General features: G+C 69.4%; 19 protein-coding genes. 7 read left to right on the top strand and 12 right to left on the bottom strand.

Features of this window, described 5'->3' with window-relative positions; all coding sequences use genetic code 11:
- The first annotated feature begins 158 nt into the window (after positions 1-158).
- Positions 159-6,053, top strand: coding sequence for an excinuclease ABC subunit UvrA (gene uvrA / locus MYA_RS28120; RefSeq protein WP_014726195.1), 5,895 nt, complete (start codon positions 159-161; stop codon positions 6,051-6,053).
- A gap of 207 nt (positions 6,054-6,260) precedes the next feature.
- Here uvrA and MYA_RS28115 read toward each other — a convergent pair whose 3' ends face one another.
- The 5 genes from MYA_RS28115 to MYA_RS28090 all read right to left on the bottom strand — a co-directional run bounded on the left by MYA_RS28115 (position 6,261) and on the right by MYA_RS28090 (position 12,199).
- Positions 6,261-6,710 (bottom strand): GtrA family protein, encoded by a 450-nt coding sequence (locus MYA_RS28115; protein ID WP_011880551.1) that lies wholly within the window; start codon positions 6,708-6,710, stop codon positions 6,261-6,263.
- Positions 6,707-8,215, bottom strand: coding sequence for an NAD(P)/FAD-dependent oxidoreductase (locus MYA_RS28110; RefSeq protein ID WP_014726194.1), 1,509 nt, complete (start codon positions 8,213-8,215; stop codon positions 6,707-6,709). The genes MYA_RS28115 and MYA_RS28110 overlap by 4 nt, the downstream gene beginning before the upstream one ends.
- 101 nt (positions 8,216-8,316) lie before the next feature.
- A complete protein-coding gene (locus MYA_RS28105; protein WP_014726193.1) occupies positions 8,317-10,350 on the bottom strand; it encodes a hypothetical protein in 2,034 nt (677 codons plus the stop codon).
- Positions 10,351-10,516: 166 nt separating this feature from the next.
- Positions 10,517-11,125: a hypothetical protein gene (locus MYA_RS31815; RefSeq protein WP_155626130.1), complete on the bottom strand. Its 609-nt coding sequence runs from the start codon at positions 11,123-11,125 to the stop codon at positions 10,517-10,519.
- Positions 11,126-11,293: 168 nt separating this feature from the next.
- Entirely contained in the window at positions 11,294-12,199 is a 906-nt protein-coding gene (locus MYA_RS28090; protein ID WP_011880547.1) for a LysR family transcriptional regulator, read from the bottom strand.
- Between the two features lie 120 nt (positions 12,200-12,319).
- Between MYA_RS28090 and MYA_RS28085 the strand changes: the two genes are divergently transcribed.
- A complete protein-coding gene (locus MYA_RS28085) occupies positions 12,320-12,913 on the top strand; it encodes a flavodoxin family protein (protein WP_014726190.1) in 594 nt (197 codons plus the stop codon).
- Between the two features lie 72 nt (positions 12,914-12,985).
- Positions 12,986-14,041, top strand: a complete 1,056-nt coding sequence (locus MYA_RS28080) for an aldo/keto reductase (RefSeq protein WP_014726189.1) — start codon at positions 12,986-12,988, stop codon at positions 14,039-14,041.
- A gap of 69 nt (positions 14,042-14,110) precedes the next feature.
- Here MYA_RS28080 and MYA_RS28075 read toward each other — a convergent pair whose 3' ends face one another.
- Both MYA_RS28075 and MYA_RS28070 read right to left on the bottom strand, forming a co-directional pair.
- A complete protein-coding gene (locus MYA_RS28075) occupies positions 14,111-14,839 on the bottom strand; it encodes an ABC transporter substrate-binding protein (protein WP_014726188.1) in 729 nt (242 codons plus the stop codon).
- Positions 14,840-15,002: 163 nt separating this feature from the next.
- Positions 15,003-15,296: an antibiotic biosynthesis monooxygenase family protein gene (locus tag MYA_RS28070; RefSeq protein WP_014726186.1), complete on the bottom strand. Its 294-nt coding sequence runs from the start codon at positions 15,294-15,296 to the stop codon at positions 15,003-15,005.
- Between the two features lie 205 nt (positions 15,297-15,501).
- Between MYA_RS28070 and MYA_RS28065 the strand changes: the two genes are divergently transcribed.
- Both MYA_RS28065 and MYA_RS28060 read left to right on the top strand, forming a co-directional pair.
- Positions 15,502-16,947: an HD domain-containing phosphohydrolase gene (locus MYA_RS28065; protein ID WP_014726185.1), complete on the top strand. Its 1,446-nt coding sequence runs from the start codon at positions 15,502-15,504 to the stop codon at positions 16,945-16,947.
- 66 nt (positions 16,948-17,013) lie between these two features.
- Entirely contained in the window at positions 17,014-18,786 is a 1,773-nt protein-coding gene (locus MYA_RS28060; RefSeq protein WP_014726184.1) for a histidine kinase, read from the top strand.
- Between the two features lie 22 nt (positions 18,787-18,808).
- Here the strand turns inward: MYA_RS28060 and MYA_RS28055 are convergent, their stop codons facing one another.
- From MYA_RS28055 to MYA_RS28035, 5 genes are all read right to left on the bottom strand, one after another.
- Positions 18,809-19,885, bottom strand: a complete 1,077-nt coding sequence (locus tag MYA_RS28055; RefSeq protein WP_014726183.1) for an extracellular catalytic domain type 1 short-chain-length polyhydroxyalkanoate depolymerase — start codon at positions 19,883-19,885, stop codon at positions 18,809-18,811.
- Positions 19,886-20,223: 338 nt separating this feature from the next.
- Positions 20,224-20,607 (bottom strand): GtrA family protein, encoded by a 384-nt coding sequence (locus MYA_RS28050; protein WP_011880539.1) that lies wholly within the window; start codon positions 20,605-20,607, stop codon positions 20,224-20,226.
- A 16-nt stretch (positions 20,608-20,623) separates the two neighbouring features.
- A complete protein-coding gene (locus tag MYA_RS28045) occupies positions 20,624-21,667 on the bottom strand; it encodes a glycosyltransferase family 2 protein (RefSeq protein ID WP_011880538.1) in 1,044 nt (347 codons plus the stop codon).
- A gap of 24 nt (positions 21,668-21,691) precedes the next feature.
- The gene (locus MYA_RS28040; RefSeq protein ID WP_014726181.1) at positions 21,692-23,071 is read right to left on the bottom strand and encodes a glycosyltransferase family 87 protein; all 1,380 of its coding nucleotides are present in this window, start codon (positions 23,069-23,071) and stop codon (positions 21,692-21,694) included.
- A complete protein-coding gene (locus tag MYA_RS28035; protein WP_041494399.1) occupies positions 23,068-24,306 on the bottom strand; it encodes a glycosyltransferase family 87 protein in 1,239 nt (412 codons plus the stop codon). The genes MYA_RS28040 and MYA_RS28035 overlap by 4 nt, the downstream gene beginning before the upstream one ends.
- 1,039 nt (positions 24,307-25,345) lie before the next feature.
- Here MYA_RS28035 and MYA_RS28030 point away from each other — a divergent pair.
- On the top strand, positions 25,346-25,528 hold the full coding sequence (locus MYA_RS28030) for a Flp family type IVb pilin (RefSeq protein ID WP_011880534.1): 183 nt from the start codon (positions 25,346-25,348) through the stop codon (positions 25,526-25,528).
- Positions 25,529-25,698: 170 nt separating this feature from the next.
- Positions 25,699-25,905 carry a Flp family type IVb pilin gene (locus tag MYA_RS28025; protein WP_011880533.1) on the top strand — a complete coding sequence of 69 codons (207 nt, stop codon included), beginning with the start codon at positions 25,699-25,701 and terminating at the stop codon, positions 25,903-25,905.
- Positions 25,906-25,917: the final 12 nt, after the last annotated feature.

Here is a 25,917-nt window from a genome sequence, read left to right as displayed (position 1 = left end):
CCCACCCGATGGAAAACTGTATGAATGTACAGTATAGTATCCGCCGGACGCGCGCCGCCCAGGCATGACCCCTGCGACGCGTGCGCCGTGCCTGCGGAGATCCGCCGCAGCGCCGCGGCACCGTGATTCCGGCTAACTCCTTCAGACGGGCAGGCAAATTGTCATCCAGCAATCTGATCCGCATTCGCGGAGCACGTCAGCACAACCTCAAGAATCTCGACCTCGACCTGCGCACCGGCGAAATGACGGTCGTCACCGGCCCGTCGGGCTCAGGCAAGTCGAGCCTCGTGTTCGACACGCTGTACGCGGAAGGCCAGCGGCGCTACGTCGAGACGTTCAGCGCGTATGCCCGGCAGTTCCTCGACCGGATGGACCGCCCGCAGGTCGAGCGCGTCGACGGCGTGCCGCCCGCCATCGCGATCGACCAGACCAACCCGGTGCGCAGCTCGCGCTCGACGGTCGGCACGATGACCGAGCTGAACGACCACCTGAAGCTGCTGTACGCGCGCGCGGCCGAACTGTTCGACCGCAAGACCGCGCGCCAGGTGCGCCACGATACGCCGGAGACGATCTACGCGCAGCTGCTCGAGCGCACGCGCGCCGACGATCCGCGCGTCGTCGTCACGTTCCCGGTCGAGCTGCCGGACAGCGCGTCAGACGAAGAGGTCACGCAGTGGCTGTCGGCGAGCGGCTACACGCGCGTGCAGGCGCAGCGTGAAGTCGCGTCGCCGACCGGCCCGCGCAAGCTGCTCGACGTGGTGGCCGACCGCTTCCGCGTGCAGCAGGCCGACAAGGTGCGCGTGGTCGAGGCGATCGAGGCGTCGCTCAAGCGCGGCGGCGGCCGCGTGAACGTCTACGTGCTGCCGGCGGATGCGCAGGACGCCTCGGCCGAGCCGCAGCTGTGGCGCTTCTCCACCGGGCTGCACGACCCCGACAGCGATCTGCGCTACGCGGAGCCGCAGGCCGCGCTGTTCTCGTTCAACTCCGCATACGGCGCATGCGAAACCTGCCGCGGCTTCGGCCGCGTGATCGGCGTCGATCTCGGCCTCGTGATTCCCGACGCGCGCAAGACGCTGCGCGGCGGCGCGATCAAGCCGATGCAGACGCCCGCATGGAAGGAATGCCAGGACGACCTGATGCGCTACGCGGCGAAAGCGGACATCCGCCGCGACACGCCGTGGTCGGATCTGACGGAGGCCGAGCGCGACTGGGTGATCAACGGCTCGCCCGACTGGAACGGCAAGTGGCAGAGCCAGTGGTACGGCGTGAAACGCTTCTTCGGCTATCTGGAGTCGAAGGCGTACAAGATGCACATCCGCGTGCTGCTGTCGAAGTACCGCAGCTACACGCCCTGCGAAGTCTGCGGCGGCGCGCGCCTGAAAACCGAATCGCTGCTGTGGCGGCTCGGCTCGAAGCCGAATGCCGACGCGGTGCTCGCGCCGGCCGACCGCTTCATGCCGCGCGGCGTCGAATGGACGCGCGCGCAACTCGACGCGCTGCCCGGTCTGACGGTGCACGACCTGATGCTGCTGCCGATCGAGCGGATTCGCCGCTTCTTCGACGACATCGAGCTGCCGAGCGCGCTGCTCGACGATGCGCTGAAGCTGCTGCTCGCGGAAGTGCGTACGCGCGTCAAGTATCTGTGCGACGTGGGGCTCGGCTACCTGACGCTCGACCGGCAGAGCCGGACGCTGTCGGGCGGCGAAGTGCAGCGGATCAACCTCACCACGGCGCTCGGCACGTCGCTGACCAAAACGCTGTTCGTGCTCGACGAGCCGAGCATCGGGCTGCATCCGCGCGACCTCACGCGCATCGTCGACGCGATGCAGCGGCTGCGCGACGCCGGCAATACGCTGGTCGTCGTCGAGCACGATCCGTCGGTGATGCTTGCGGCCGACCGGCTGATCGACATGGGCCCCGGCCCCGGCGAGCGCGGCGGCACGATCGTGTTCGACGGCACGCCGGGCGACATCCGCTCGGCGCACACGCTGACGGGCGAGTATCTCGGTGGCCGCAAGCACGTCGCGCATGCGTCGGACTGGGCGCGCCGCCCGGTCGACGCCGACACGCCGCGCATCGTGCTCGAAGGCGCGACCGAACACAATCTGCGCGACGTGACGGTCGAGATCCCGCTGCAACGGCTCGTCTGCGTGACGGGCGTGTCGGGCTCCGGCAAGTCGACGCTGCTGCAGGACGTGCTGTATCCGGCGCTGGCGCGCCATCACGGCAAGGCGACGGAGTCGCCCGGCGCGTTCCGCAGTCTGGCGGGCGCCGATCAGGTCGGCGACGTCGTGTTCGTCGATCAGTCGCCGATCGGCAAGACCACGCGCTCGAACCCGGCGAGCTACGTCGGCGCGTTCGACGAGATCCGCAAGCTGTTCGCGAAAGCGCCGCTCGCGCTGCAACGCGGCTACGGCGCCGGCACGTTCAGCTTCAACTCCGGCGACGGCCGCTGCCCGACCTGCGGCGGCTCCGGGTTCGAACACATCGAGATGCAGTTCCTGAGCGACGTGTATCTGCGTTGCCCCGATTGCGACGGCAGCCGCTACCGCGCGGAAATCCTCGAAGTGCGGATCGAGCGCGACGGCCGCGCGCTGAACATCGCCGACGTGCTCGACCTGACGGTCAGCGAAGCGGTCGGCTTCTTCGCGACGGACGCCGAGGTGCTGCGCGTGCTGCAGCCGATCGTCGACGTCGGGCTCGAATACGTGAAGCTCGGCCAGCCGGTGCCGACGTTGTCGGGCGGCGAAGCGCAGCGGCTGAAGCTGGCCGGCTTCCTCGCCGAATCGGCGGCGGCGGCCGGCGGGCGCCGCGTCGCGAGCGAGGAGGCGCGCATCGCGCGCGCGAAGCTGTTCATGTTCGACGAGCCGACCACCGGCCTGCACTTCGACGACATCGCGAAGCTGATGCGCGCGTTCGGCAAGCTGCTCGCGGCCGGCCATTCGCTGATCGTGATCGAGCACAACCTCGACGTGATCCGCGCGGCCGACTGGCTGATCGATCTCGGCCCGGAAGGCGGCGACGGCGGCGGCCTGGTGCTGTGCGCGGGCACGCCCGACGACGTGAAGGCGTGCGCGCAATCGCATACGGGCGTCGCGCTGCTGCAGTACGAGCGCGCGATGGACGGCAACGCGGCGGGCGCCGACGAAGGCGTGCCGCTGCAGGTCGCGCTGAACGCGGCGCGCGCGCGGCGCGCGATCGAAGGCGAGGACGTCGTGCGGATCGTCAATGCGCGCGAACACAACCTGAAGGCGCTCGACGTCGACATTCCGCACGGCAGGTTCAACGTGATCACCGGCGTGTCGGGTTCCGGCAAGTCGACGCTCGCGTTCGACATCCTGTTCCACGAGGGCCAGCGCCGCTACCTCGAATCGCTGAACGCCTATGCGCGCTCGATCGTGCAGCCGGCCGGGCGGCCCGAGGTCGACGCGGTGTACGGCATTCCGCCGACCGTCGCGATCGAGCAGCGGCTGTCGCGCGGCGGCCGCAAGAGCACGGTCGCGACCACGTCCGAGGTCTGGCATTTCCTGCGTCTGCTGTACGTGAAGCTCGGCCTCCAGCATTGCATCCACGACGGCACGCCGGTCACGTCGCAAACCGTCGAGTCGATCGCCGCGCAGCTGCTGCGCGACCATCGCGGCGAGCACGTCGGGCTGCTCGCGCCGCTCGTCGTCAACCGCAAGGGCGTGTACACCGATCTCGCGAAGTGGGCGAAGGCGCGCGGCAGTACGCATCTGCGCGTCGACGGCGAATTCGTGCCGGTCGATCCGTGGCCGAAGCTCGACCGTTTCCGCGAGCACACGATCGAGCTGCCGGTGGCCGATCTCGTCGTGTCGCCCGACGACGAAGCCGCGTTGCGGCGCGCGCTCGACGACACGCTCGAGCTCGGCAAGGGCGTGATGCATCTGCTCGCGCCGCTCGACGGGCTGCAGCAGGCGCTGCAGAACGATCGCTCGACCGCGGGCGTCGGGGCGGTCAAGGTGCTGTCGGTGAAGCGCGCGTGCCCGGTGTGCGGCACCAGCTACCCCGAGCTCGATCCGCGCATGTTCTCGTACAACAGCAAGCACGGCTGGTGCACGACGTGCGTCGGCACCGGCGTCACGCTCACGCGCGAGCAGCGCGCCGCTTACGACGACACGGTGTTCGCCGGCGACGAACGCGGCCGCGAGCAGACCTTGCCGTCGGACGAGCAGGAGCCGGAAGGCGTCGGCAACGAGCCGTGCCCCGATTGCGGCGGCACGCGCCTGAATCCGTCCGCGCGCGCGGTGACGTTCGATGCGCACTCGATCGTCGACGTCGCGCAATGGACGGTGTCCGACACGCGCCGCTGGATCGATGCGCTCGAATTGACCGGCCGCGACGCGCAGATCGCGCGCGACATCGTCAGCGAGATCGGCAGCCGTCTCGCGTTCCTCGAGGAAGTCGGGCTCGGCTATCTGAGCCTCGATCGCGCCGCGCCGAGCCTGTCGGGCGGCGAAGCGCAGCGCATCCGGCTCGCCGCGCAGCTCGGCAGCAATCTGCAGGGCGTGTGCTACGTGCTCGACGAGCCGACCATCGGCCTGCATCCGCGCGACAACCGGATCCTGCTGGACGCGCTGCGCAAGCTCGGCGACAAGGGCAATACGCTGGTCGTCGTCGAGCATGACGAGGACACGATCCGCCGCGCCGATCACATCATCGATATCGGGCCGGGCGCCGGCAAGCGCGGCGGTACGCTGGTTGCCGAAGGCGCGGTCGCCGATCTCGCCGCGCAGCCCGATTCGGTGACGGGCCGCCTGCTCGCGCATCCGATGACGCATCCGTTGCAGCCGCGCCGCCCGGTGAACCCGCGCGGCCAGCACGGCGCCGACGCGGTGCCGGACGGCTGGCTCACCGTGCATCGCGCGACGCTGCACAACCTGCGCGACGTTACCGTCGATATTCCGCTGGCGCGGCTCGTCGCGGTGACCGGCGTGAGCGGCTCCGGCAAGTCGACGCTCGCGCGCGACGTGCTGATGACGAACCTGCTGGACGCGGTCGGCCGCTCGGTGCTGTCGTCGCCGGCCACGCGCCGCGCGCGCAAGGCCGCGCAGCTGGACGCGCCGGCGACGAAGCGCCGCTCCAGCGTGCTCGCGCGCAGCGCGCCGCGGCCGGCGCTGAGCGTGACGCACGCGTGGCAGGGCTGCGCGTCGCTGAGCGGCTGGGAGAGCATCGACCGCGTGCTCGAAGTCGACCAGACGCCGATCGGCAAGACGCCGCGTTCGTGCCCGGCCACCTACATCGGCGTGTGGGACACGATCCGCAAGCTGTTCGCCGACACGCTCGAAGCGCGCGCGCGCGGCTACACGGCGTCGCGCTTCTCGTTCAACACCGGCGACGGGCGCTGCCCGGCGTGCGAAGGGCAGGGCGTGCGCACCATCGGCATGAGCTTTTTGCCGGACGTGAAGGTGCCGTGCGACGTGTGCCACGGGCAGCGCTTCAACCCCGAAACACTCGCGGTCACGTGGCGCGGCCGGAACATCGGCGACGTGCTGACGATGGAGATCGACGAAGCGGTCGCGTTCTTCGCGCCGATCTCGAACATCGCGCATCCGCTGCAGCTGATGAAGGACGTCGGCCTCGGCTATCTGACGCTCGGCCAGCCGTCGCCGACGCTGTCCGGCGGCGAGGCGCAGCGGATCAAGCTCGTCACCGAGCTGACCAAGGTGCGCGACGACATCACGCGGCGCGGGCAGAAGGCGCCGCACACGCTGTACGTGCTCGACGAGCCGACGGTCGGCCTGCACATGGCCGACGTCGCGAAGCTGATCCGCGTGCTGCACCGGCTGGTCGACGGCGGGCACAGCGTCGTCGTGATCGAACACGACCTCGACGTGATCGCGGAAGCCGACTGGATCATCGATCTCGGCCCCGAAGGCGGTGTGGGCGGCGGCACGATCGTCGCGGCGGCGCCCCCGGAAAGGCTCGCGAAGGTGAACGCGAGCCATACCGGACACGCGTTGAAGCCGGTGCTCGCGCGCACGGCCTCGGACGGCGGCGACGCGGTGCGTGACGGCGTGGCCCAGGCCGGTTGATCAGCGGTGCTGCCGCTGACTGGCGCTTTCGTCCCGCGCCAACGCGGGCACTGCGTGTCGGGGCGAAACGCAGCGTTGCCGAGGCCGCCGCCGGCGTTCGGATCGGACGTCGGCGCCGGTTTTCGATTCGGGCAGTGCGATCGATCGCGCGTCCGACACGCGGGCGGACGCGCTATGCACGCGCTCGACCGTTATCCGCCCACGCGGTCAACGAACCGTCGCCTCGACGTGCGCGCTCGCGCCGGCTTCGCGGCGCGCGGCCGCCGCCGCATCCCCTACGCGCACGTGCGCCGTCCTGAACACGACGATCCTGCGCACCAGATATAGCGTGACGAAGCTGACGGCCACCGCGATCCATTTCGCGGCGACCGTGCCGACCCGCGCCGACGCGACGTGCACGATGCCGCCGGTCAGCAGCGAGCCGAGCGCGCAGCTCGCCGCGAACAGCAGCGCTTCGCCGAGCTGCCGGCGGCCGGTCGCGTCGGAGCGGAACACCACGCGGCGCGACAGCAGATAGTTGACGACACCGCCGCCCAGGTACGCGAGCCACGCCGAGATCCCCGCGTCGATCGGCATCGTCGCCTTCAGGACGACGAACAGCGCCCAGTCGACGCCGAGCGACACCACGCTGACGACGCAATAGCGCGACAGCATCATGTCCGCCTCCACTGAACGGTGCGGGCCGGCACGGCGCGCAGGCCCGCTGCGCCGGTTTGCGGTTCGGCGCCGCTCTCGTGATATTCGGCGTCCTCGTTGACGGCCCATACGTCGCGAAGCCGATGCCCGGCGACGATGTTCTCGACGGTCAGCATCGCCGTCATCATCGCGTGGTCCTGGTTGTTGTACTTGTGCATGCCGTTGCGGCCGACGAGATGCAGATTCGGAAAGTGTTCGGCCAGATCGGCCCGGATCTGGTCGACGATCGCGCGGTAATCGTCGTCGTACACCGGGTACGCCTTCGGCTGGCGCACGACGCGCGCGCCGCGGATCTGGTCGCGCGTCGCCAGGCCGATCTGTTCGAGCTCGCGGATCGCGAGCGCGGTGATGTCGGCGTCGCTGCTCTCCCACATCGCATCGCCGTCGAAGCAGAAGTACTCGAGCCCGAGGCAACCGCCCGTCGCGGCGTCGGGCACCATCTCGGGCGACCACGATGCGAAGTTCTGGATGCGCCCGACCTTGACCGACGGGTCGTGGATGTAGATCCAGTTGTCCGTGAACGTGGCCGGCCGGTCGAGTATCAGCGCGACCGTGATGAAGTCGCGGTACTGGAGCCGCGCGGCGGCATCGGCGGACGACGGCCGCGGCGAAATCGCGTTGATGGTTTCCCGCAGCGGCGCGGTGCACACGACGTCGCGCGCGCTGATGCGATGCGTCTGTCCGTCGGGGCCGATGGTTTCGACGAGCCAGCGCCGCGCGCGGCCGTCGTACTGCAGTGCGCCCGCTGCGTGGCCCATCATCAACCGTCCGCCTTGCTGCTCGAACTTGCGCGCGGCGGCTTCCCACAGCATGCCGGGGCCGCGCCGCGGGTAGTGGAACGATTCGATCAGCGACTTGACGTCGGTCCGGCGCGACCGGATCCCGAGCGACCGCTTCACCGCACCGACGATCGCGGTGGACAGGCTGAGTCCCTTGATGCGCTGTGCGGCCCAGTCGGCCGAAATTTCGTCGCAGGACATGCCCCACACCTTTTCGGTGTAGGTCTTGAAGAAGATCGAGAACAGCCGTTCGCCGAACTGATTGGCGACCCATTGATGAAACGACGTCGGGTTGCGGCACGGCCGCACGCGCGCGGCGAGGTACGACAGCACGCAGCGCGCGCTTTCGACGATGCCCAGGTTCATCAACGCTTCGAGCCCGTCGAGCGGATAGCGGTAGAACTTGTTCCGGTAGAAGATGCGCGAGCTGCGCGGCCGCTCGATGAAGTCGTCCGGCAGCAGCTCGTGCCATAGCGCGACGACCTCGGCGGACTTGGAGAAGAAGCGGTGCCCGCCGATGTCGAAGCAATGGCCGTCGAACCGTTCGGTGCGACTGATGCCGCCGACATAGTGGGGATCCTTCTCGACGAGCGCGACCGACAGCGCGGTCTGTTTGGTCAGCAGGTAGGCGGCGGTGAGGCCGCCCGGCCCGGCGCCGATGATCAGTACGTCAACCGATTGATCCATGATGTCACCCCGAGTGTCGAGTCGCTGGTTTGTCGTGTGTCGTCTCTGCCGTTCCAGCCGGACGGCGAGCCGTGATGTCGAAGCGGTTGCGGGCGTCCGGCTCAAGCGCCGTCCACGCGCGCGTCGTCACGCGCGGGCGGGCCGGCCTGCGCTGCAGCGGGCATTCGCTCGTGAATTGCGTCGGTGTCGGTGCGCGGTTGCGCATGTACGGTCAGCGCGTGCGCGGCCGCGCCTGCCGTCCTGATGCGGCCGCAGTCGTACAGCCAGAAGGTGCTTGCGGCGTCGGGCGACCACGCGTCGCGCGTCGCCAATGCCGGGTAGTGCCGACGCGACACGATGAAATCGAGCACGGGATCGGCGCACACGCGCCGGATGCCGGCCGCGGTCAGCGCGACGTAGTCGTAGGTGGACACGAAGACGTTCGAGTGCTTGTCCGCAGCGGCGGTGGCGCCGCCGCGCGGCGGCCGCGCGGCATACGGGTCTCGCCGGATCAGCTCGACGCGCCGCACGGCCTCGAAGGTGGTGCGGCGGTTGAAGATCAACCCGGCCGCCTGCGCCGACGAGTAATAGCTCGACGTCTTCATCAGGAACCACGGGTAGACGACTTCGTCGCCCGGGCCGTCCCAATACACGATGTCGCCGCGAGCGACCGTGCGGGCGAACGGCGCGAGCGCCGGGCGGTCGGCGCGCGCTTCGACGAGCGTCGCCGCCGCGGAGCGCTGGTCGAGATTGACGAATCCATACGCGGCGAGCGCGGCCAATGTGACGGGAAGCGCGGCGGCCGCGAGTCGCGTGCGAGACAGGTGGAGCGCGACCAGCAACGCGACCGGCACGATCGCCAGATGCGTGTGAATCAACGCCTCGAGCCACCCGATGTCGAGCGCGACCTTGCCGGTCGGATAAGCGGCGCGCGCGACCTGATACGCGCACTGGAATACGAACCAGACGATCGCGGCGATCAGCGTGGTTCCGATCCATGCGGCGCGGTGCACCGTACCGAGGTCGCGCAGCTGCGTGACCGGCACCGCAGCGGCGGGCCGGCGCGCGCCCACGTGCAGCGCGGCGGCGACGGCCAGCGCGATGATCCCGCCGCCGACGTCGAGCAGCAGCCAGCAGATCGCCAGCAGCCAGACCAGTGTCGGCCGCACGCGTGCTTCGCGCCGCACGAGCAGGATGGCGGCCGGCCATTGCATCACCGAGAGCAGCCACAGCGTGCGCCACGGCTGCAGCTGGATCCACAGCGCGTCCTGGCCGGTCAGGTCCGCGATCGTGGTGGCCGCGACGCCCGCCACGCCGATCAACGCGAGGTTCGACCACAGCGCGCGTTGCGGCTGCGCCGGGTCCGCGGATAGCGCGGCCGGAAGCGCGATCGCCCAGCACAGCTTGCTCCATGCGGTGAGTGACCACAGGGTCGGGAACAGGAACGGCACGTTGTAGCGCGCGATCGCTCGCCATTCCGGATCGAACGGATCGAGGTGGAGCGCGTGGAAGGCCGGCATCTCGACGACGGCGAACGCGATCAGCGCGATCGGCAATAGCCGCCACCACGCGACGCGCGGCAGCCGCACGAGTGCGACGAACGCCAGCGCCGCGCCGCCGATCAGCGGATGAACGGCGGCGGCGACGACGGTCAGCGCGAGCGCCACGCGATACCGGCGTTCGAGCAGCGACGCGATCGCCCACAGGCCGAGCGCTTCGGCCGGCAGCCGCGCGGTGACGAAGCCTTCGTCGTACGAGAAGATCAGGCCGGCGCCGTAATCGGCCGGCATGCACGCGACGAACAGCAGCGCGACCCAGTGCCACGGCGTGGGCAGCAGCTGGCGGGCGAGCCGCCAGATGCCGGTCCACCACAGTGCCTGAGCGGCGATCAGGCACGCGAGATTGCTCGCGCGCAGGCCGAGCGCGGACACGAGCAGCGCGAACATCCGCCCGTAGATCGTCCAGCGATCCTGCGAGCCGTACTGGAAGAACAGGTCGTGCGCAAAGCTGTCGGGATGGAGGTTGTGCAGCGCCTGCGCGGTGTACAGAATCGCGTCGTGCCGGATGCCCGTGTAGGGATGCGCGACCACGAACAGGACGGCCAGCGAAACCACCAGTGCGATGTCCGAACGGCCGGGTTTCTCAGTCGGATTCATGATGGAAGGGCAGGCTCTCGTCGACGGGATTGCGTGCGCTTGCCGGCTGCCGGCGGTGCAACGAGCTGTCGGGCCACCGGGCCATCGGGCCATCGGGCGCCGGCCGCCGCTGTCGGCGGCGCGCGCGGACGGCCGCGGTGCGTCCGAATGCAGCGCCGGCTGGCGCTCAGCGTGCGGGTTGCGGTGCGCGGCCGGCGGTGGGCCGGCCGAACCTGCGGACGCCGGCGCTGCGCGCGGCCGCACGCGGCGCGCGCGTGCGCACGGGCGTCGCCGGGTTCGCGTCGAGCGCGTCGGCGCGATGAAATGCGCGAGATGCGGCGGCCAGCGGCCGCGAAGGGAGCGTTGCTGTGCTGCTGTCGGCACGCGCAGCCGCGCCGATCGAGACGGTCGTGTTCGTTTTCATCGTGTCCCCCGATGCGCCGTGCACCGGAGAACTCATCGACGGGTGCGCCGGACGCGGACTTATTCGAAATATTGTGTGCGCGCCGATACGGTGGGTCCGGCGTCTCTGGCGTGAACGCATGGAGCGTGCCACGGCCGTCGATGCGCGCGGGCAGGCGGCCGGCGGCGCGCCCATGCGGGTCGGGATGCTCGCCGTCGCCGGAAATGTGTCGATCCTGAAACGATCGCGCGCGGCGAATCGGCTCGGCCGTCGTTCGTCGCGTTGTCGAATGCCGGCCGCCATCTCGGCGCGGTCGCGCTCAACGCGAAGGCGACGGCGCCGCGCTGCGATCGCGCAACCGCGCCGCACCGCGCACGCGCGGATATCGGGCAAGCCGCGAGGCGGCGTCGGGAGCGTCTGCCGCAGTACGGACCGCGCCGACGCGCGCCTACCTGCGTCTGACGAAACCGGGCGACCGCACCGCGGTTCAGGTTGCAGATCTGAAACGTCGCAACGGGTCGTTGGCGGCGAGGACGGTCGCTCGCGCGATGCCGCGTGCGCTCAATCGAAGTACGGTTGCAGCACGCGTTCGATCCAGTCCATGAACGCGCGCACGCGCGGCGACAGATTGCGCCGATGCGCCACCACCAGCGACGCGGCGAGCGGTTCGGGCCGCAGGTCGGGCAGCACCTCCACCAGCGCGCCGCTCGCGATGTGCGGCGCGACGCCCGAATAGCCGGCCTGGATCAGGCCGATGCCGGCCAGCCCGGCCGCATGATAGGTCTGCACGTTGTTCACCTGCATCGCGCTCGGCAAGGCGAGCGTCGCGTAGCCGTCGCCCTTCGGGTATTCCCATCCGGCGTGCCGCGCGCCGAGCGTCAGCGAGTAGTGGACCATCCGGTGCCCCTGGCCGAGCAGATCGTCGAGCGTATGCGGTACGCCGTGCCGCGCCAGATAGTCGGGGCTCGCCGCATTGATCATCCGCAGGCGGCCGAGCGGCCGCGCGATCAGCGTGTCGTCGATGATCGGGCCGAGCCGCACGACGCAGTCGAACCCTTCCTGCACGAGATCGACGCGCCGGTCGGTGCTCGACAGTTCCAGCTCGAGTTCGGGATGCGCGGCCATCAGCTGCGGCAGCGCCGGCACCACGACGCTGCGCGCCAGCTCGGTCGGCATGTCGACGCGCAGCCGCCCGCGCAGGCGCGTGCCGCTGCCCGAAAACATCGACTGCAATTCCTGCACTTCGGCCAGCAGATCGCGGGCGCGCGCGTAAAACGCGCGGCCGTCCTCGGTCAGCTGCACGCTGCGCGTCGTCCGGTGCAGCAGCGCCACGCCGACGTCGCGCTCCAGCTGGCGGACGACCATCGACGCGCGTCCCTTCTGGATCCCCAGGCTCTCGGCGGCGCGCGTGAAGCTCGTCATCTCGGCCACCCGGGCGAAGATCAGAAGCGCATCGAGGTTTTGCATTGTTCTCTCCGGGGGTAACAGAACGTTCAAAGGTCGCCCATTTATAACGCATTTGCGACTCAGTAAAGTGCGTTCCCATGTCGTCGCCCGACGGCAACCCGAACCAAAGGACGCTCAACCATGACGCAATCGACTTTCTCCGCGGCCGGCACGGTCGTCGTCTACCACTCCGGCTACGGCCATACCGAACGGATGGCAAAGGCCGTCGCCGATGGCGCGGGCGCCGTGCTAGTCGCGATCGACGCCGACGGAAACGTCGCCGACGACGCGTGGCGCACGCTTGCCGCGGCCGACGCGATCCTGTTCGGCTCGCCGACCTACATGGGCGGCCCCAGCTGGCAGTTCAAGAAATTCGCCGACGCCACGGCGAAGGCGTGGTTCGAAGGCGCGTGGCGCAACAAGCTGTTCGGCGGCTTCACCAACAGCGCGAGCGTCAACGGCGACAAGCTGAACACGCTCGAGTACTTCGTGTTGCTGGCGGGCCAGCACGGCGGCCTCTGGGTCAGCATGGACCTCAAGCCGGCGAACCTGAAGGCGTCGCAGCGCGACGACCTGAATCGCATGGGCTCGTATCTTGCGCCGATGGCGCAGACGCCGGCCGATGCGTCGCCCGACGAAATGTCGCCGGGCGATCTCGAGACCGCGCGCCGCTACGGCGAGCGCGTCGCGACCGTCGCCGCGCAGTGGCGCGCGGGGCGCGCACAGATCGGCTGAATTCGCATCCGGCGCGCGACGCGTGAGCGCGCGCCGCCGCATGCGGTGTTGGCGAACCGGAAAGGAACCAGGATGAAATACAAGCAATTGGGCCGCACGGGCCTGTACGTCTCCGAGCTGTGTCTCGGCACGATGACGCTCGGCGGCAATGCGGACGCCGGCATGTGGGCGGCGATCGGCGCCGTCGGCCAGCACGACGCGAACCGGCTGATCGAACGCGCGCTGGCCGGCGGCATCAACTTCATCGATACCGCGGACGTCTACTCGTTCGGCCAGTCCGAGCGCATCGTCGGCCAGGCGCTGAAGGACCTCGGCGTGCCGCGCGCCGACGTCGTGCTGGCGACCAAGACGGCCGGCGCGATGGGTCCGAAGCCGAACGATCAGGGCGCGTCGCGCGCGCACATCATGGATTCGGCGCAGCGCAGCCTGGAACGGCTGCAGGTCGACCATATCGACCTCTACCAGATCCATGCGAACGATCCGGTCACGCCGATCGACGAGACGCTGCGGGCGCTGGACGACCTGACGCGTCAGGGGCTGGTGCGTTATGTGGGCGTCTCGAACTGGCGAGCCGGCAAGATCGGCAAGGCGCTCGGGCTCAGCGAAGCGCTCCGCGCGACGCGCTTCGAGACCCTGCAGGCCTATTACTCGATCGCCGGACGCGACGTCGAGCGCGAGCTGGTGCCGCTCGCGCGCGACGAGCAACTGTCGCTGCTGGTCTGGTCGCCCCTCGCCGGCGGCCTGCTGTCGGGGAAGTTCGGGCCCGGCGCGCCGGCCGATGCCGGTGCGCGCCGTGCGCATTTCGATTTCCCGCCGGTCGATCTCGAGCGCGCGTGGCCGTGCGTGGCGGCGATGCGCACGCTCGCCGACGCGCGCGGCGTGTCGGTGGCGCGGATCGCGCTCGCGTGGCTCCTCGCGAAGCCGCATGTGACGAGCGTCATCGTCGGCGCCAAACGGATCGAGCAGCTCGAAGACAATCTCGGCGCGCTCGACGTCGTGCTGAGCGCGGACGAGCTGGCGCATCTCGACACGGTGAGTGCGCTGCCGTCCGGCTATCCGGACTGGATGATCGAGCGTCAGGCGGCGGGGCGGTATCCGCAGCCGTTCGTGCCGGCCGCCGTGGAGTAATGTCGGCGCCTCGGTTTGCACCGAGGCCGACGCCGCCGTGCAGCGCGGCCGGTCAGCGGCCGGTCAGCGTTACGGCGCGACCGACGCGCCGCTGATCCCGTGCCGCCGCAGCGCATCGGCGACGAAGCCCGACGCCTTCATCTCCTCCACGAATGCGCCGAGCAGCGCGGCGGCCGCTTCGCCGCGACTCTTCGGCACGCCCATCGCCTGCCGGATCACCATGAAGCGCTCGCCGAGCAGCCGCAGGCCGGGCGTCTTCGCCGCATCGGCCTCGAGCTGCTGCTTCACGCCCGCTGCGACTTCGAGCCGCTCGTCGACGAAGGTCGGCACGACGTCCGCCGAAGTCGGCGCACGCACGATCTGCGCGGCCTTCAGCTCGCGCGTGAGAAACAGGTCGTACGCGCTGCCCTTGCCGACCGTCACGCGGTTGTGCGGCTGATCGACGTCGGCATTGCTGCGGATCGGCGAATCGTCGCGCACCAGGTAGTAGCCCTCGATCAGCACGTACGGCTCGGTGAACGCGACCGTCTCGCCGCGCAGCGGATCGATCGCGAAGAAGCCGAAGTCGGCGCGCTCGTCGGCGAGCGCCTGCACCGATTTGCCGGCCGCGTCGAACACGACCAGTTCGAGTTCGGCCGACAGGCGCTCGGCGAATGCGCGCGCGAGGTCGATCGACACGCCGAACGGCTCGCCGGTGGCCGGGTCGCGGTTCGCGAGAATCGGGTTGCCGAGATTGATCGATGCGCGCAGCTTGCCGGTCGGCGTGAAGGCGGCGAGGACGGAAGGGTCGATGGTCATTGCGAAGGCTCGTAGAGGATCGGTTGCGCGAGGTGCGCGGGATGCGGCGTTGCGCTCACGCGCGAACGGCGCGCGCGAGTGCGAGTGCGAGTGCGCGTGCGGGCGCGGGCGCGGGCGCGACGCCGCCGATGCGGGGCGGCGCGCCGCTCGCGTGTCGCGGCGCTCACTTCACCGCGACTTCCGTATGCATGACCTGCGGCGGGCTCTTGAAGAACGGGCCAGCCAGCTGCCGCCACGCCTGGAAGTCGTCCGACTGGCGGAAATGCACCATGTGGTCGTCGACGGTCTCCCATTCGACGACGAGCAGATAGCCGCCGCTGCGCTCGATCACGCGATGCAGCTGCGCGCCGCCGCAGCCGCGCGCCCGCGCGAACAGCGGCAGTGCGGCGCGAACCGCCGCTTCGAATTGGGCGGCTTGCGCCGGATCGATTTCGAGCGATGCCATTTCCAGGATCATGCGTGCTCCATAGGTTGAATGAGTGTGCAGCCGGCGCGCGCCGCGCTCGGCGCGCCCCGCCACGATACCGGAAGCCGGCGCGCGTCGCAGCCAGCTGCGCCGCCAGTCGGCTGCGCTGCATCAGCGTTTTCCCCGATACGGAATGCGCGCCGCCGGCCGTTCTCACAGAGGAGAGGTGGTGAAGACAATTGATCCGAGGCCGATTATGACGATTTCCGCGACGAACGGAACAGACGCAACCGATGGCGCGACCGGCATGACTGCCGCGCTGCCTGAAACGATCGGCGCAACGGCGGACGGCGAGCCGCGCCGCACCGCGTCGATCCTGCTGGTCGACGACGAGCCGAACGTGCTGTCCGCGCTGCGGCGCGTGCTGCGGCCCGCGAATTACGAAGTGTTGACGGCCGACAGCGGGGAGGCGGCGCTGGAAATCCTCGCGACGACCGAAGTCGACCTGATCGTGTCCGACATGCGGATGCCGACCATGAGCGGCGCGGCGTTTCTCCGCCGTGCCCGCGCGCTGTACCCGGAGACGATGCGGGTGCTGCTGACCGGCTATTCCGACATCGCGTCGATCGTCGAGGCCGTCAACGAGGGCGGCGTGTATCGCTACCTGAACAAGCCCTGGGACGATCAGGACCTGCTGATGACGCTCGAGCAGGCGCTCGAGCAGCGGCGCCTGCGCGCCGAGGCCGCGCGGCTCGCCGCGTTGACCGAAGCGCAGAACGAAACGCTGCGCCGGTTCAACGCGGAGCTGGAGACCCAGGTGCGCGCGCGCACCGAGGAGCTCGCGCAGACGGTGCTGTTCCTCGAAGCCGCGCAGCAGGACCTGAAAAGCAGTTTCACCGCGATGGTCCAGGTCTGCGCCAGCATGATCGAGCTGCGCTGCGGATCCGCGAGCGGTCATGCGATGCGCGTCGGCGAGATCGCGCGCCGGCTCGCGCTGTCGGCCGGGATGAGCAGCCTGCACGCGCAGGACGTGTATTACGCGGGGTTGCTGCACGGGATCGGCAAGCTGTCGCTGCCCGACGAGCTGCTGCACAAGCCGATCGTCAAGATGACGACCGACGAACACAGCCTGTTCCAGCAGCATCCGCTGCGGGCGCAGATGGTGCTGACGCCGATCGCGCAGCTGCACAAGGTCGCGTCGATCGTGCTGCACCAGTACGAGCGCTTCAACGGACGCGGGACGCCCGACGGCCTCGTCGGCGACGCGATTCCGCAAGGCTCGCGGATCGTCGCGATCGCGCGCGACTTCGAAGGGATGCGCAACGGCGAAATCGGCGCGCCGCATTCGGTCGAGCAGGCGATCGACGTGCTGCGCTCGCAGGCCGGCGTGCGCTACGACCCGCTGCTCGTCGCGCGCTTCATCGACCTGATGCGCGATCCCCAGAACCTCGGCATCGCGGCGTCGGTGGCGGAGATCCAGTCCGCGCAGCTGCGCGAGGGCATGCAGCTCGCCGACGATCTGCGCACGCATCGCGGCGTGCTGCTGATGACGAAGGGCAGCGTGATGACGGCGCACCAGATCGAACTCGTGCGCCGCTTCGAGGCGCGCGAAGGCACGTCGTTCGACATCCTCGTGGTGGCCGGCGCGACCGGTGCGACGGGCGCGGGCGCGGCTGCGGCGAGCCACGCGCCGTCCGCCTGAGCCGGCGCGCGGCTGCACGGCCCTCGCGCGCGAGGGCCACGCGTTCAATCCGACCGAGGCGCAATCATGCATGGCACCTACAATCTGCCGCTCGTCCTGCTGTCGCTCGTGATCGCGACGCTCGCCTCGTACACGGCGCTCGACCTCGCCGCGTTCATCTCGCTGCTCGAGAAGCGGACGCTCAGGCGCGCCTGGCTGGCAGGCGGCGCGGTCGCGATGGGCACGGGGATCTGGTCGATGCACTTCGTCGGCATGCTCGCGCTGTCGCTGCCGATTCCGCTCGGTTATGCGCTGACCGATACGGGCGCATCGCTGGCGATCGCCGTGCTCGTGTCGTACTTCGCGCTGACCGTCGTCACGCGTGCGCGCCTGGGCGGCGCGCGGCTGCTGGCCGGCGGCATGCTGATGGGCGCGGGCATCGTCGGGATGCACTACACCGGGATGGCGGCGATGCGCATGACGCCCGGCATTCGCTACGATCCCGCGCTGTTCGCGGCGTCGATCGGCGTGGCGGTGATCGCGTCGACGGCCGCGCTGTGGATGGCGCAGGCGTTGCGCGCGCAGCACGCGCGCCATGCGAGCGCGCTGCGGATCGGCGCGGCGCTCGTCATGGGCATCGCGATCACCGGCATGCACTACACGGCGATGGCGGCCGCGCATTTTGCGCCGGACGCGCGCTGCGGCGCCGCGAACGGGATCGACGCGCCGTGGCTCGCGACGACCATCGCGATGTTCACCACCGCGACCTTGACCGTCACGCTGCTGGTGTGCCGGTTCGACGCCCGCACGACGTTCCTGCGCGGCATGACCGACACGCTCGAACGGCTGGTGCGCGTGCGCACCGCGGAGCTCGAGACCGCGTTGCGCCGCTACGAGCAGACCACCGCGATGCTGCAGCGCACGCGCGAGAACATGGCGACCGAGATCGACGAGCGCCGTGCCGCGCAGGCGCGGCTCGAGCAGGAGAAGGACGAACAGCGGCGCCTGTTGCGCGCGCTCGAGGACACCCACGTGCAGCTGCTGCAATCGGAAAAGCTCGCGTCGATCGGCCAGCTCGCGGCCGGCGTCGCGCACGAGATCAACAATCCGATCGGCTTCATCAGCGCGAACCTCAATACGCTGCGCACGTGGGTGCGCAGCCTGCTCGACGTGCTCGCCGCGCACGACGCGCTGCTGCCGCAACTCGAGCCGGCCGCGCGCGACGCGCTGGCGGCGCAGCGCCGCGCGGCCGACCTCGACTACGTGCGCGACGAGATCGTCACGCTGATCGACGAGTCGATCGACGGCGCGGTGCGCGTGCGGCGCATCGTGCAGGACCTGCGCGATTTCTCGCGGCCGGGCAGCGGCGAGTGGAGCGTGGTCGATCTGCACGCGGGCCTCGACAGCACGCTGAACGTGGTCCACAACGAACTGAAGTACAAGGCCGACATCGTGCGCGAGTACGGTGACGTGCCGCCGGTCGAATGCCTGCCGTCGCAGTTGAATCAGGTGTTCATGAACCTGCTGGTCAACGCGGCGCACGCGATTCCGACGCGCGGCGTGATCACGATCCGCACGTCGAGCGACGGCGAATGCGTGTCGATCGCGATCAGCGACACCGGAACCGGCATGGCGCCGGACGTCGCGCGGCGGATCTTCGATCCGTTCTTCACGACGAAGCCGGTCGGACAGGGTACGGGGCTCGGGTTGTCGGTGTCGCACGGGATCGTCGAGCGCCATCGCGGCACGATCGACGTGACGAGCGTGCCGGGGCAGGGCACGACGTTCTGCGTGCGGCTGCCGATCCGGCGGTCGCACGCGGACGCGAGCGACGCGACGGCGATCGCGCAGCGCGCGTGAGCCGTGCATGCGCGCCGCCGCGCTAGCGCTTGCGCCGTCGCCTGCGGAAGAAATTCCAGAACATCGCGGTCGCATCCGGCCCGGTCGCGGAATGGAACGCCTCGCGCGGATCGCCGCCGCTCCACGCATGGGCGAGGCCGTGCACGATGCAGACGCGCACGATCACCCGGCCGCCGCGCAGATAGTCGGTGTAGCGCACGCCGTCGTGCGTGTACGTGCGCTGCTCGCCGACGCGCGGCTCGCCTGCCTCGTCGATCAGCCGATTGAGGCGCGCGAACGCGACGCCGAGCTGCACCGCGTTCTGCTCGGCGACGACCGTGTCGAGCCCGCCGTGCACGATCAGCGCGGGCATGCCGGGGTAATGACGCGTGTCGACGCAGGTGTCGACGGTGCGGATCGGATCGTCGCGCAGCCCGCGCCGCATCACGCTCATCGCGGCCATCGTCGACAACGGCGGCGCGATGACCGGGCCGGAGTGCAGCCCGACGGCCGCGAACCGGTCGGGATAGTCGATCGCGAGCCGCGCGGCCAGCCCGGCGCCAGCCGACATGCCGGCCAGATAGACGCGGTCGCGATCGAAGCCGCGTTCGCGCACGATCGCATCGACCAGCGACGCGATCGCCGGCGCTTCCGACAGCGATGCATCGCCATGCCAGTTCCAGCAGCGGTGCGAGTGCGCCGTCTTGGCCTGCTCGGGCAACAGCACCGCAAACCCGGCGCGCGCCGCGACGCGGCAGATGCGCGTGCCGGCCGCGAACGATTCGGCGGTCTGCTTGCAGCCGTGCAGCATCACGACGAGCGGCATGTCGCGCGTCGTCGCCGCCGCGGCGGGCAGGTACAGCGCATAGGCGAGATGGTTGACGAGGCGGCCGGCGGCCGGGCGCGCCGAATGGAACGAACGCAGCCACGCGCCCTGCGTCTCGCGCGGCGACGTGCGGGCCGCGGGCGCGGCGGGGCGGGCGGCGCGCGCCGTCTTGGTGGCGGCGCTACGCTTGACCGACGCGGCGGGCTTCGCGGTTTTACGTTTCGGCCGCGTGCCGGTGGCGGCGGCAAGCAGGTCGAAAGGCCGGAGCCAGAGGCTGGATTTTTTCCTGGGCATGGACGAGTCACGAGTCTCGTGCCGACGGCGCGTAGCGCCGAAGCCGGCGTCGAATGGGAGGCGGGTGCGCACCGAGCACGATTCGTGCCGCGCAGCGTGCGAGCGTCGCCGCCGTCCCGCGGCGGACATGCCATCCTAGCAGGCGCCGCGCCGATCGGCTGCGACGGTTCGATGACCGTTCGATGAACGTCGCGACAAGGCCGCGCGTGCGGCGCATGCGATCGGATGCGAGCGGTAGACCGAAGCAGCGGTATCGGCGGAAGCGGTGCAAGCCGCCGCATCGCCGTCTCATGCAACGATTGGATGCAGGCCACCGGGCCTCGCACGACGCCGACGCATCAGCGATACGTCCACGCGCGGTGCATCACGAACATCGTCGGCGGGATCAGCAGCGCGATCGCGACGATGGCCGCGCCGCGCGATACGTCGAGCAGTTCGGCGGCGCGCGCGAGCAGCATCGTTTCGATGAAGCCGGCCGTTGCGACGGTGAGGTAACGCAGCAGGTTGCGCGAATGCAGCGTCGACGAGAAGCTCCACAGCGTGTTCGCCAGATACGAGAACGCGGTCGCGCAGACGAACGCGGCCGCGTTCGCGGCGACCTGCGTCGCATCGAACCAGGCATACAGCGCGGATGCGACCAGCACGTGCAGCGCGGTCGAGCCGAGCCCGGTCACGCCGAAGCGTGCCAGCCGCGCACGTTCGGCATACAGCAGCGCGAACATCGGCGCGCCCCGCGGCTCAGCGCGCGCCGACCCGCACGCGCGCCGGCTGCACGCGCCGGCGTGCGCCGGCCCGCCGCGCATCGCGCGCGACCGGCAGCTCGATCACCTTCGCGTGCGCCTGATAGCGGCGGCGCACCAGATAGACGGGCCGTTGCTTGGTCTCGTCGTAGATGCGCCCGACGTACTCGCCGACGACGCCGATGCCGATCAGCTCGATCCCGCCGATGAACAGCATGATCGACAGCAGCGACGGATAGCCGAGCACCGGATTGCCGAACAGCAGCGTGCGGGCGATGATGAACGCCCCATACAGGAAAGCGAGCGCGGCGATGCACACGCCGATGTAGGTCCAGCTGCGCAGCGGCACGGTGCTGAAGCTCGTGATGCCTTCGAGCGCGAGGTTCCACAGCTTCCATCCGGAGAACTTCGAGTGCCCGGCGCTGCGCGCGTCGCGCTGATACTCGACGATCACGGTGCGGTAGCCGACCCACGCGAACAGCCCCTTCATGAAGCGATGCCGTTCGGGCAGGCTGCGCAGCGCGTTGACGACCTTGCGGTCCATCAGCCGGAAATCGCCGACGTTCTCCGGCAGCTTCACGTCCGACAGCAGGTTGTGCACGCGGTAGTAGATCGCGGCGGTGGTGCGCTTCGCGAACGAATCGCAGGCGCGGCTGCTGCGCTGCGCGGCGACCACTTCCGCGCCGTCGCGCCAGTGTTCGATCATGACGGGGATCAGGCTAGGCGGATCCTGCAGGTCCGCGTCGAGCGGGATCACCGCGTCGCCGGCCGCTTCGTCGAGGCCGGCCGTGAGCGCCGCTTCCTTGCCGAAGTTGCGGGTGAGGTCGATGATCCGCACGCGCCGATCGCTCATGCTGGCGCGGATCAGGCGGTCGAGCGTGTCGTCTCGGCTGCCGTCGTTCACGCAGACGATCTCGAAGCGGATCGCCTCGATGCCCGCCATCAGCGGAATCACGACGTCGAAGAAGCGTTCGACGGCTTCGCCTTCGTTGTAGAACGGCACGACGAGCGACACGAGCGGTGTGTAGAGCGATTCGCGCATGACGGGTTCCCCTGTAATGACATATCAGCGATCGGCGCCGAACAGCGGGCGGCCGATGCGGCGCAATCCGTGCGTCGAGCGGTGATGCGACCGGGCCGGATGCGTGAAGCCGGTGTCGGTCGAGTGATCGTGCGCGTCGGGCATCGACGGCACGTCGCGTCGTTCCTGTGCGATCCGGGCGGCGAGCATCGCGAGCGACGCGAGCGTGACGAGCGGCATGAACTGGAACGACAGATGCGGCACCAGCACGAGGCCGGCGAGCGGCATGACCCACATCAGCAGCAGCCACTCGCGATCGAAGCGCCGCCAGCCGTGCGTCCACGCATAGCGTGCGTACCACGCGATCACGAGGCCGTACCACGTGAGGTCGTAGTCGAACAGATACGGGCTGACCAGCAGGCAGGCACAGGCGAGCGTCGCCGCGCGCAGCGCGTACGAACACGCGCCGCGCCACGCGTACCCCACGACGAGCGCGGCGGCCGCGCCGGACAGCAGCTGCAGCGTGCGCGCCAGCGCGGCCGGCCATCCGGCGTACGCGGCCAGCGCGAACACCGTCGGCATGCGCGCGAGCTGCGCATGGCCCGCGTCGACGTTGCGGTATGCGTCGGCGATCCCGTGTCCGAACGCGATCCACGTCTCGAAGCCGAACGCGAGCGTCGACAGCACGACGCCCGCGGCGAGCGTCGCGGCCCATGCCGCCAGCGCGCGCCATTGCGCGGCGCACAGCAACGCGAGCGGGAACAGCACGGCGATCTGCGGCTTGACCGTCAGCAACGCGAAGCAGATGCCCGCCGCGACCGGGCGCCGGTTCAGCGCCAGCAGGCCGAGGCCCGCCAGCGCCGCGCTCGCGAGGCTCGTCTGTCCGGCGAGCAGCGCGACGAACGCGCCGGGAAACGCCAGCGCACACAGCAGCGCGGCGTCGCGCTGCACGGTCGCGCGGATCGTCGCGGCGAACAGCATCCACGTGAGCCCGAGCCAGATCGCGAGCGCGCCCGGATACGGCAGCCAGCCGAGCGGCGCGACCAGCAGCAGCATCGTCGGCGGGTAGAGCCACGGTGCGGAGCCGCCGGCGAGATTCAGCGTCGGAATCGCCAGCCGCTCGATCGCGAACAGCGACGGAAAATGCCACGCATCGAGCGCATGCCCGTGCACCGCGAGCCGCGCGGCGCTCCACAGCGGCGCGAAATCCTGCGCGAGCGGCTCGGGCACCGACGTATGCGAGCCGTGCACGCGCGCGAGATAGACGCAGACGAACAGCAGCTCGGTCAGCAGGGCCGCCGCCGCATACGTGCGCACGCGATCGCGATTGAGCCAGTGCGGATGGCGGCGCGGGCCGGCGATCGGCAGCTCCGGATGAGCATCGATCGCCGAGCCGCCATGCAGCAGGAAGCGCGGCGCCTTCATTGCCGTTCCCGCGGCGGCAGCGCGACGCGCCGCACGGTGATCAGCAGCACGGCGAGCAGCACGACCGGGCCGATCTGCGGCCACTTCGTGATCCGGTTGAACACTTCGAACACCGGCAGCAGCCACGCGAGCACGATCACGATCTGGTCGCCGGGCAGCCAGCCTTCGTCGAGGCCGTGCGCGATCAGGCAAAACACCGCGATGCCGAGCCAGGTCAGCTCGTATTGCCACAGGTACGGCGTCGCGAGCAGCGTCGCGACGGCCAGCACCGCGCCGCGCAGGCGCATGTCGGTCGTGCGGCGCCACACGGAGACGGCCGCGGCCATCGCGAGCAGCGCGACGGCGCCCTGCACCGCGAGCGACACCGCGATGGACGCACCGGCGAGCCGCAGCGCGGCGAACGGCGTCGGCGACACGAACCAGTACGCGGGAAGCGTGAAGTGCATGCCGCGCACGATCGACAACGCGTGAGCGAGGCCCTCCAGCGAGCCTGGGCCGGTCAGTGCGAAACCGGCCGCGGTGAACAGCGTCGTCGTGACCGCCGCCGCGCCGAACGCGCGCCATGCGCGCGTCGCGATCAGCACGAACGGGAACACCGTCGCCATCTGCGGCTTGATGGCGAGCAGTCCGATCAGCACGCCGGCTACGATCGGGCGCGGGCCGAGCAGGTGCAGCGCGAGCGCCGCGATGCCGGCGGTGAGCAGCCCGTTCTGCCCGTACAGCACGCACGCGCAGACGGCCGAGTAGCCGAGCACGACGAGCACGGTGGCGCGCGGCACGGGCAGGTGCGCACGCAGGCCCGACAGTCGCAGGACGGCGTGCGCATAGCATAAAAGACTGCCCGCAAAAAAGAGGATGTACGCGGGCAGGAAAGGCACGAGGGCGACCGGCGCGATGAACAGCAGCATCGTCGGCGGATAGAGCCAGGGCAGCGACTGGTGACCCATGTAGGCACCGAATTTCGCGACCTCGGCCCGTGAGAAGAACACGGGATCGTAGACGGCTGCGGCATGACCGTGCAGCACCAGATGCGATGCACTCCAGAACACGGAGAAGTCGACGCCGGGGCGGGCGGTGGTTTGCGCCGTGAACGCGTCGGTGGTGACGGCCCATGTGATCACGAAGCCCACGCACAACAGCAGCATCACGCAGCTGTACGGAACGATTCGGTCGGCCGTCAGCCATTGAGCACAGCGTGTCGCGCGATAGCGCATTCCATCATTGGCCGTGTACATGATGCCCCGTGTCTGGTGAATGCCGCGTGGTGTGCGCGCGGCTTTTCGTGTTGTCGTGTATCCGGATCGAATCGCATTCGATGGCGCTGTCCGGTGAATGCATTGTTGGAGAAAAAATCGCACGACGCAAACCGCGGCCGGAAACGCGCGATGTCGATGCGGCAGTTCTTCGGCCGAAAACGGCGTTTTTACGTCAGAGAAATCGGTCGCCGCGCAATTCATGTTTCTCGCTTGAAACATTCCGCGTTTGTCGCTGCTTCGGGACTGCATCGAATACGCGTCGGATGAATGGCGTCGCGGGTTCGGGAAAGTCCCGAGAAAATTTTTCGAACCGCCCTGGCAGCGCGCCTGCGCCCGGCCGACGCGCGCCGATGCCCGCCGCGCATATATCAAATCTGAAACATTTCGGGTGTCGCACTGCCGCCGGCCCGGCGCATGGATCGTCGGAATCCTTGCTGCGCCTCGATTGTCGGTCGGCTGGCCTGCTCTTTGCGTCTAGGGCCGCACGGCAGGCGACGATGCGAGCCGCGACCGGTTGACGCAGCAGAACATACCGGAGCGCCTCACCCGTGCAGGACGATGGACCGCAAGCGCGTCGGGGAATACGGCGCAGTGGTCCACGCAGCGGCGGGCAGCATCGTCGACCGATCGATCGAGCGAGCGTCAGCATCGTTCGCGCAATAAGAATCAGATGACAGCATTGGGGAATAAAAATGACAGACCACAGCACCACGCGGCTCGCATGCCGCGACGGGAACCTTCAGCAGTATCGACGCGCTTGCGTCGGTCATTCAATCCGCGGCCTTGTGCAGGACGGCAGCCGTGCCGTCCGGTTCGATCGTGATGTATCGCCGATCGGTCCACGCATGTGCAGCGCACACACCAGCTCACCGACGTCTCCAGGCCCGGATCGGCTCGCAGCCGGCCGCACCCGTCGCTGAGCCTCGGCTCCGAGTTTCTTTGTAGTACCGGTGGTACCCGCTCCCCGCGTCTATTCCAGACCACGGGGTTTTCGTAGCAGTGCAAAAGGAGAGTAGCCATGTCCACGTTCATCCAGAAGGTCCGCGGTTTCGTTCAAGACGAGCAAGGCGTGACGGCCATCGAATACGGCCTGATTGCCGCGCTGATCGCAGTCGGCCTCGTTGCCGCGCTGACGCTGGTCGGTAACGACCTGAAGACTGTGTTCAACACGATCGCAGACGACCTCAACGCGGCGATCTGAATGACGGGGCGACGAACGGCTGGTCCGGCCCGTTCGTCGCCATGTCGTCCGTCGAGCAAGGCCGGACATACCAAGCAACGAATGTCTGATGGACCGAATGGCGGATGGCTCGGCCGGTGCGCTCCGCGAGCCGTCTCCCGCTCGGTCGATCAACCGGATCGGAGGCCGTCATGCGCGCCAGGGTACTTGCAGTAGCGGTATCGCGATGGATCGACGACGAGCGAGGGGTGACGTCGATCGAATACGCGCTGCTCGCAGCGGTGTTCGCGACCGTCGTGCTCGGCGCCGTGGTCGCGCTGAAGGGCTCGGTTCAAGGCGCGTACGACGCGATTGCGTCGATCGTGACCGCGGCGGTGAATACCGCGCTCGGGCAGTAATCCAGATCGTTT

Origin of the sequence: Burkholderia sp. KJ006 (assembly GCF_000262695.1) — a bacterium.
Taxonomy (GTDB): Bacteria; Pseudomonadota; Gammaproteobacteria; order Burkholderiales; family Burkholderiaceae; genus Burkholderia; species Burkholderia vietnamiensis.
The sequence above is the reverse complement of the archived record's forward strand: the minus strand, read 5'-3'. Positions and strand labels throughout refer to the sequence as shown.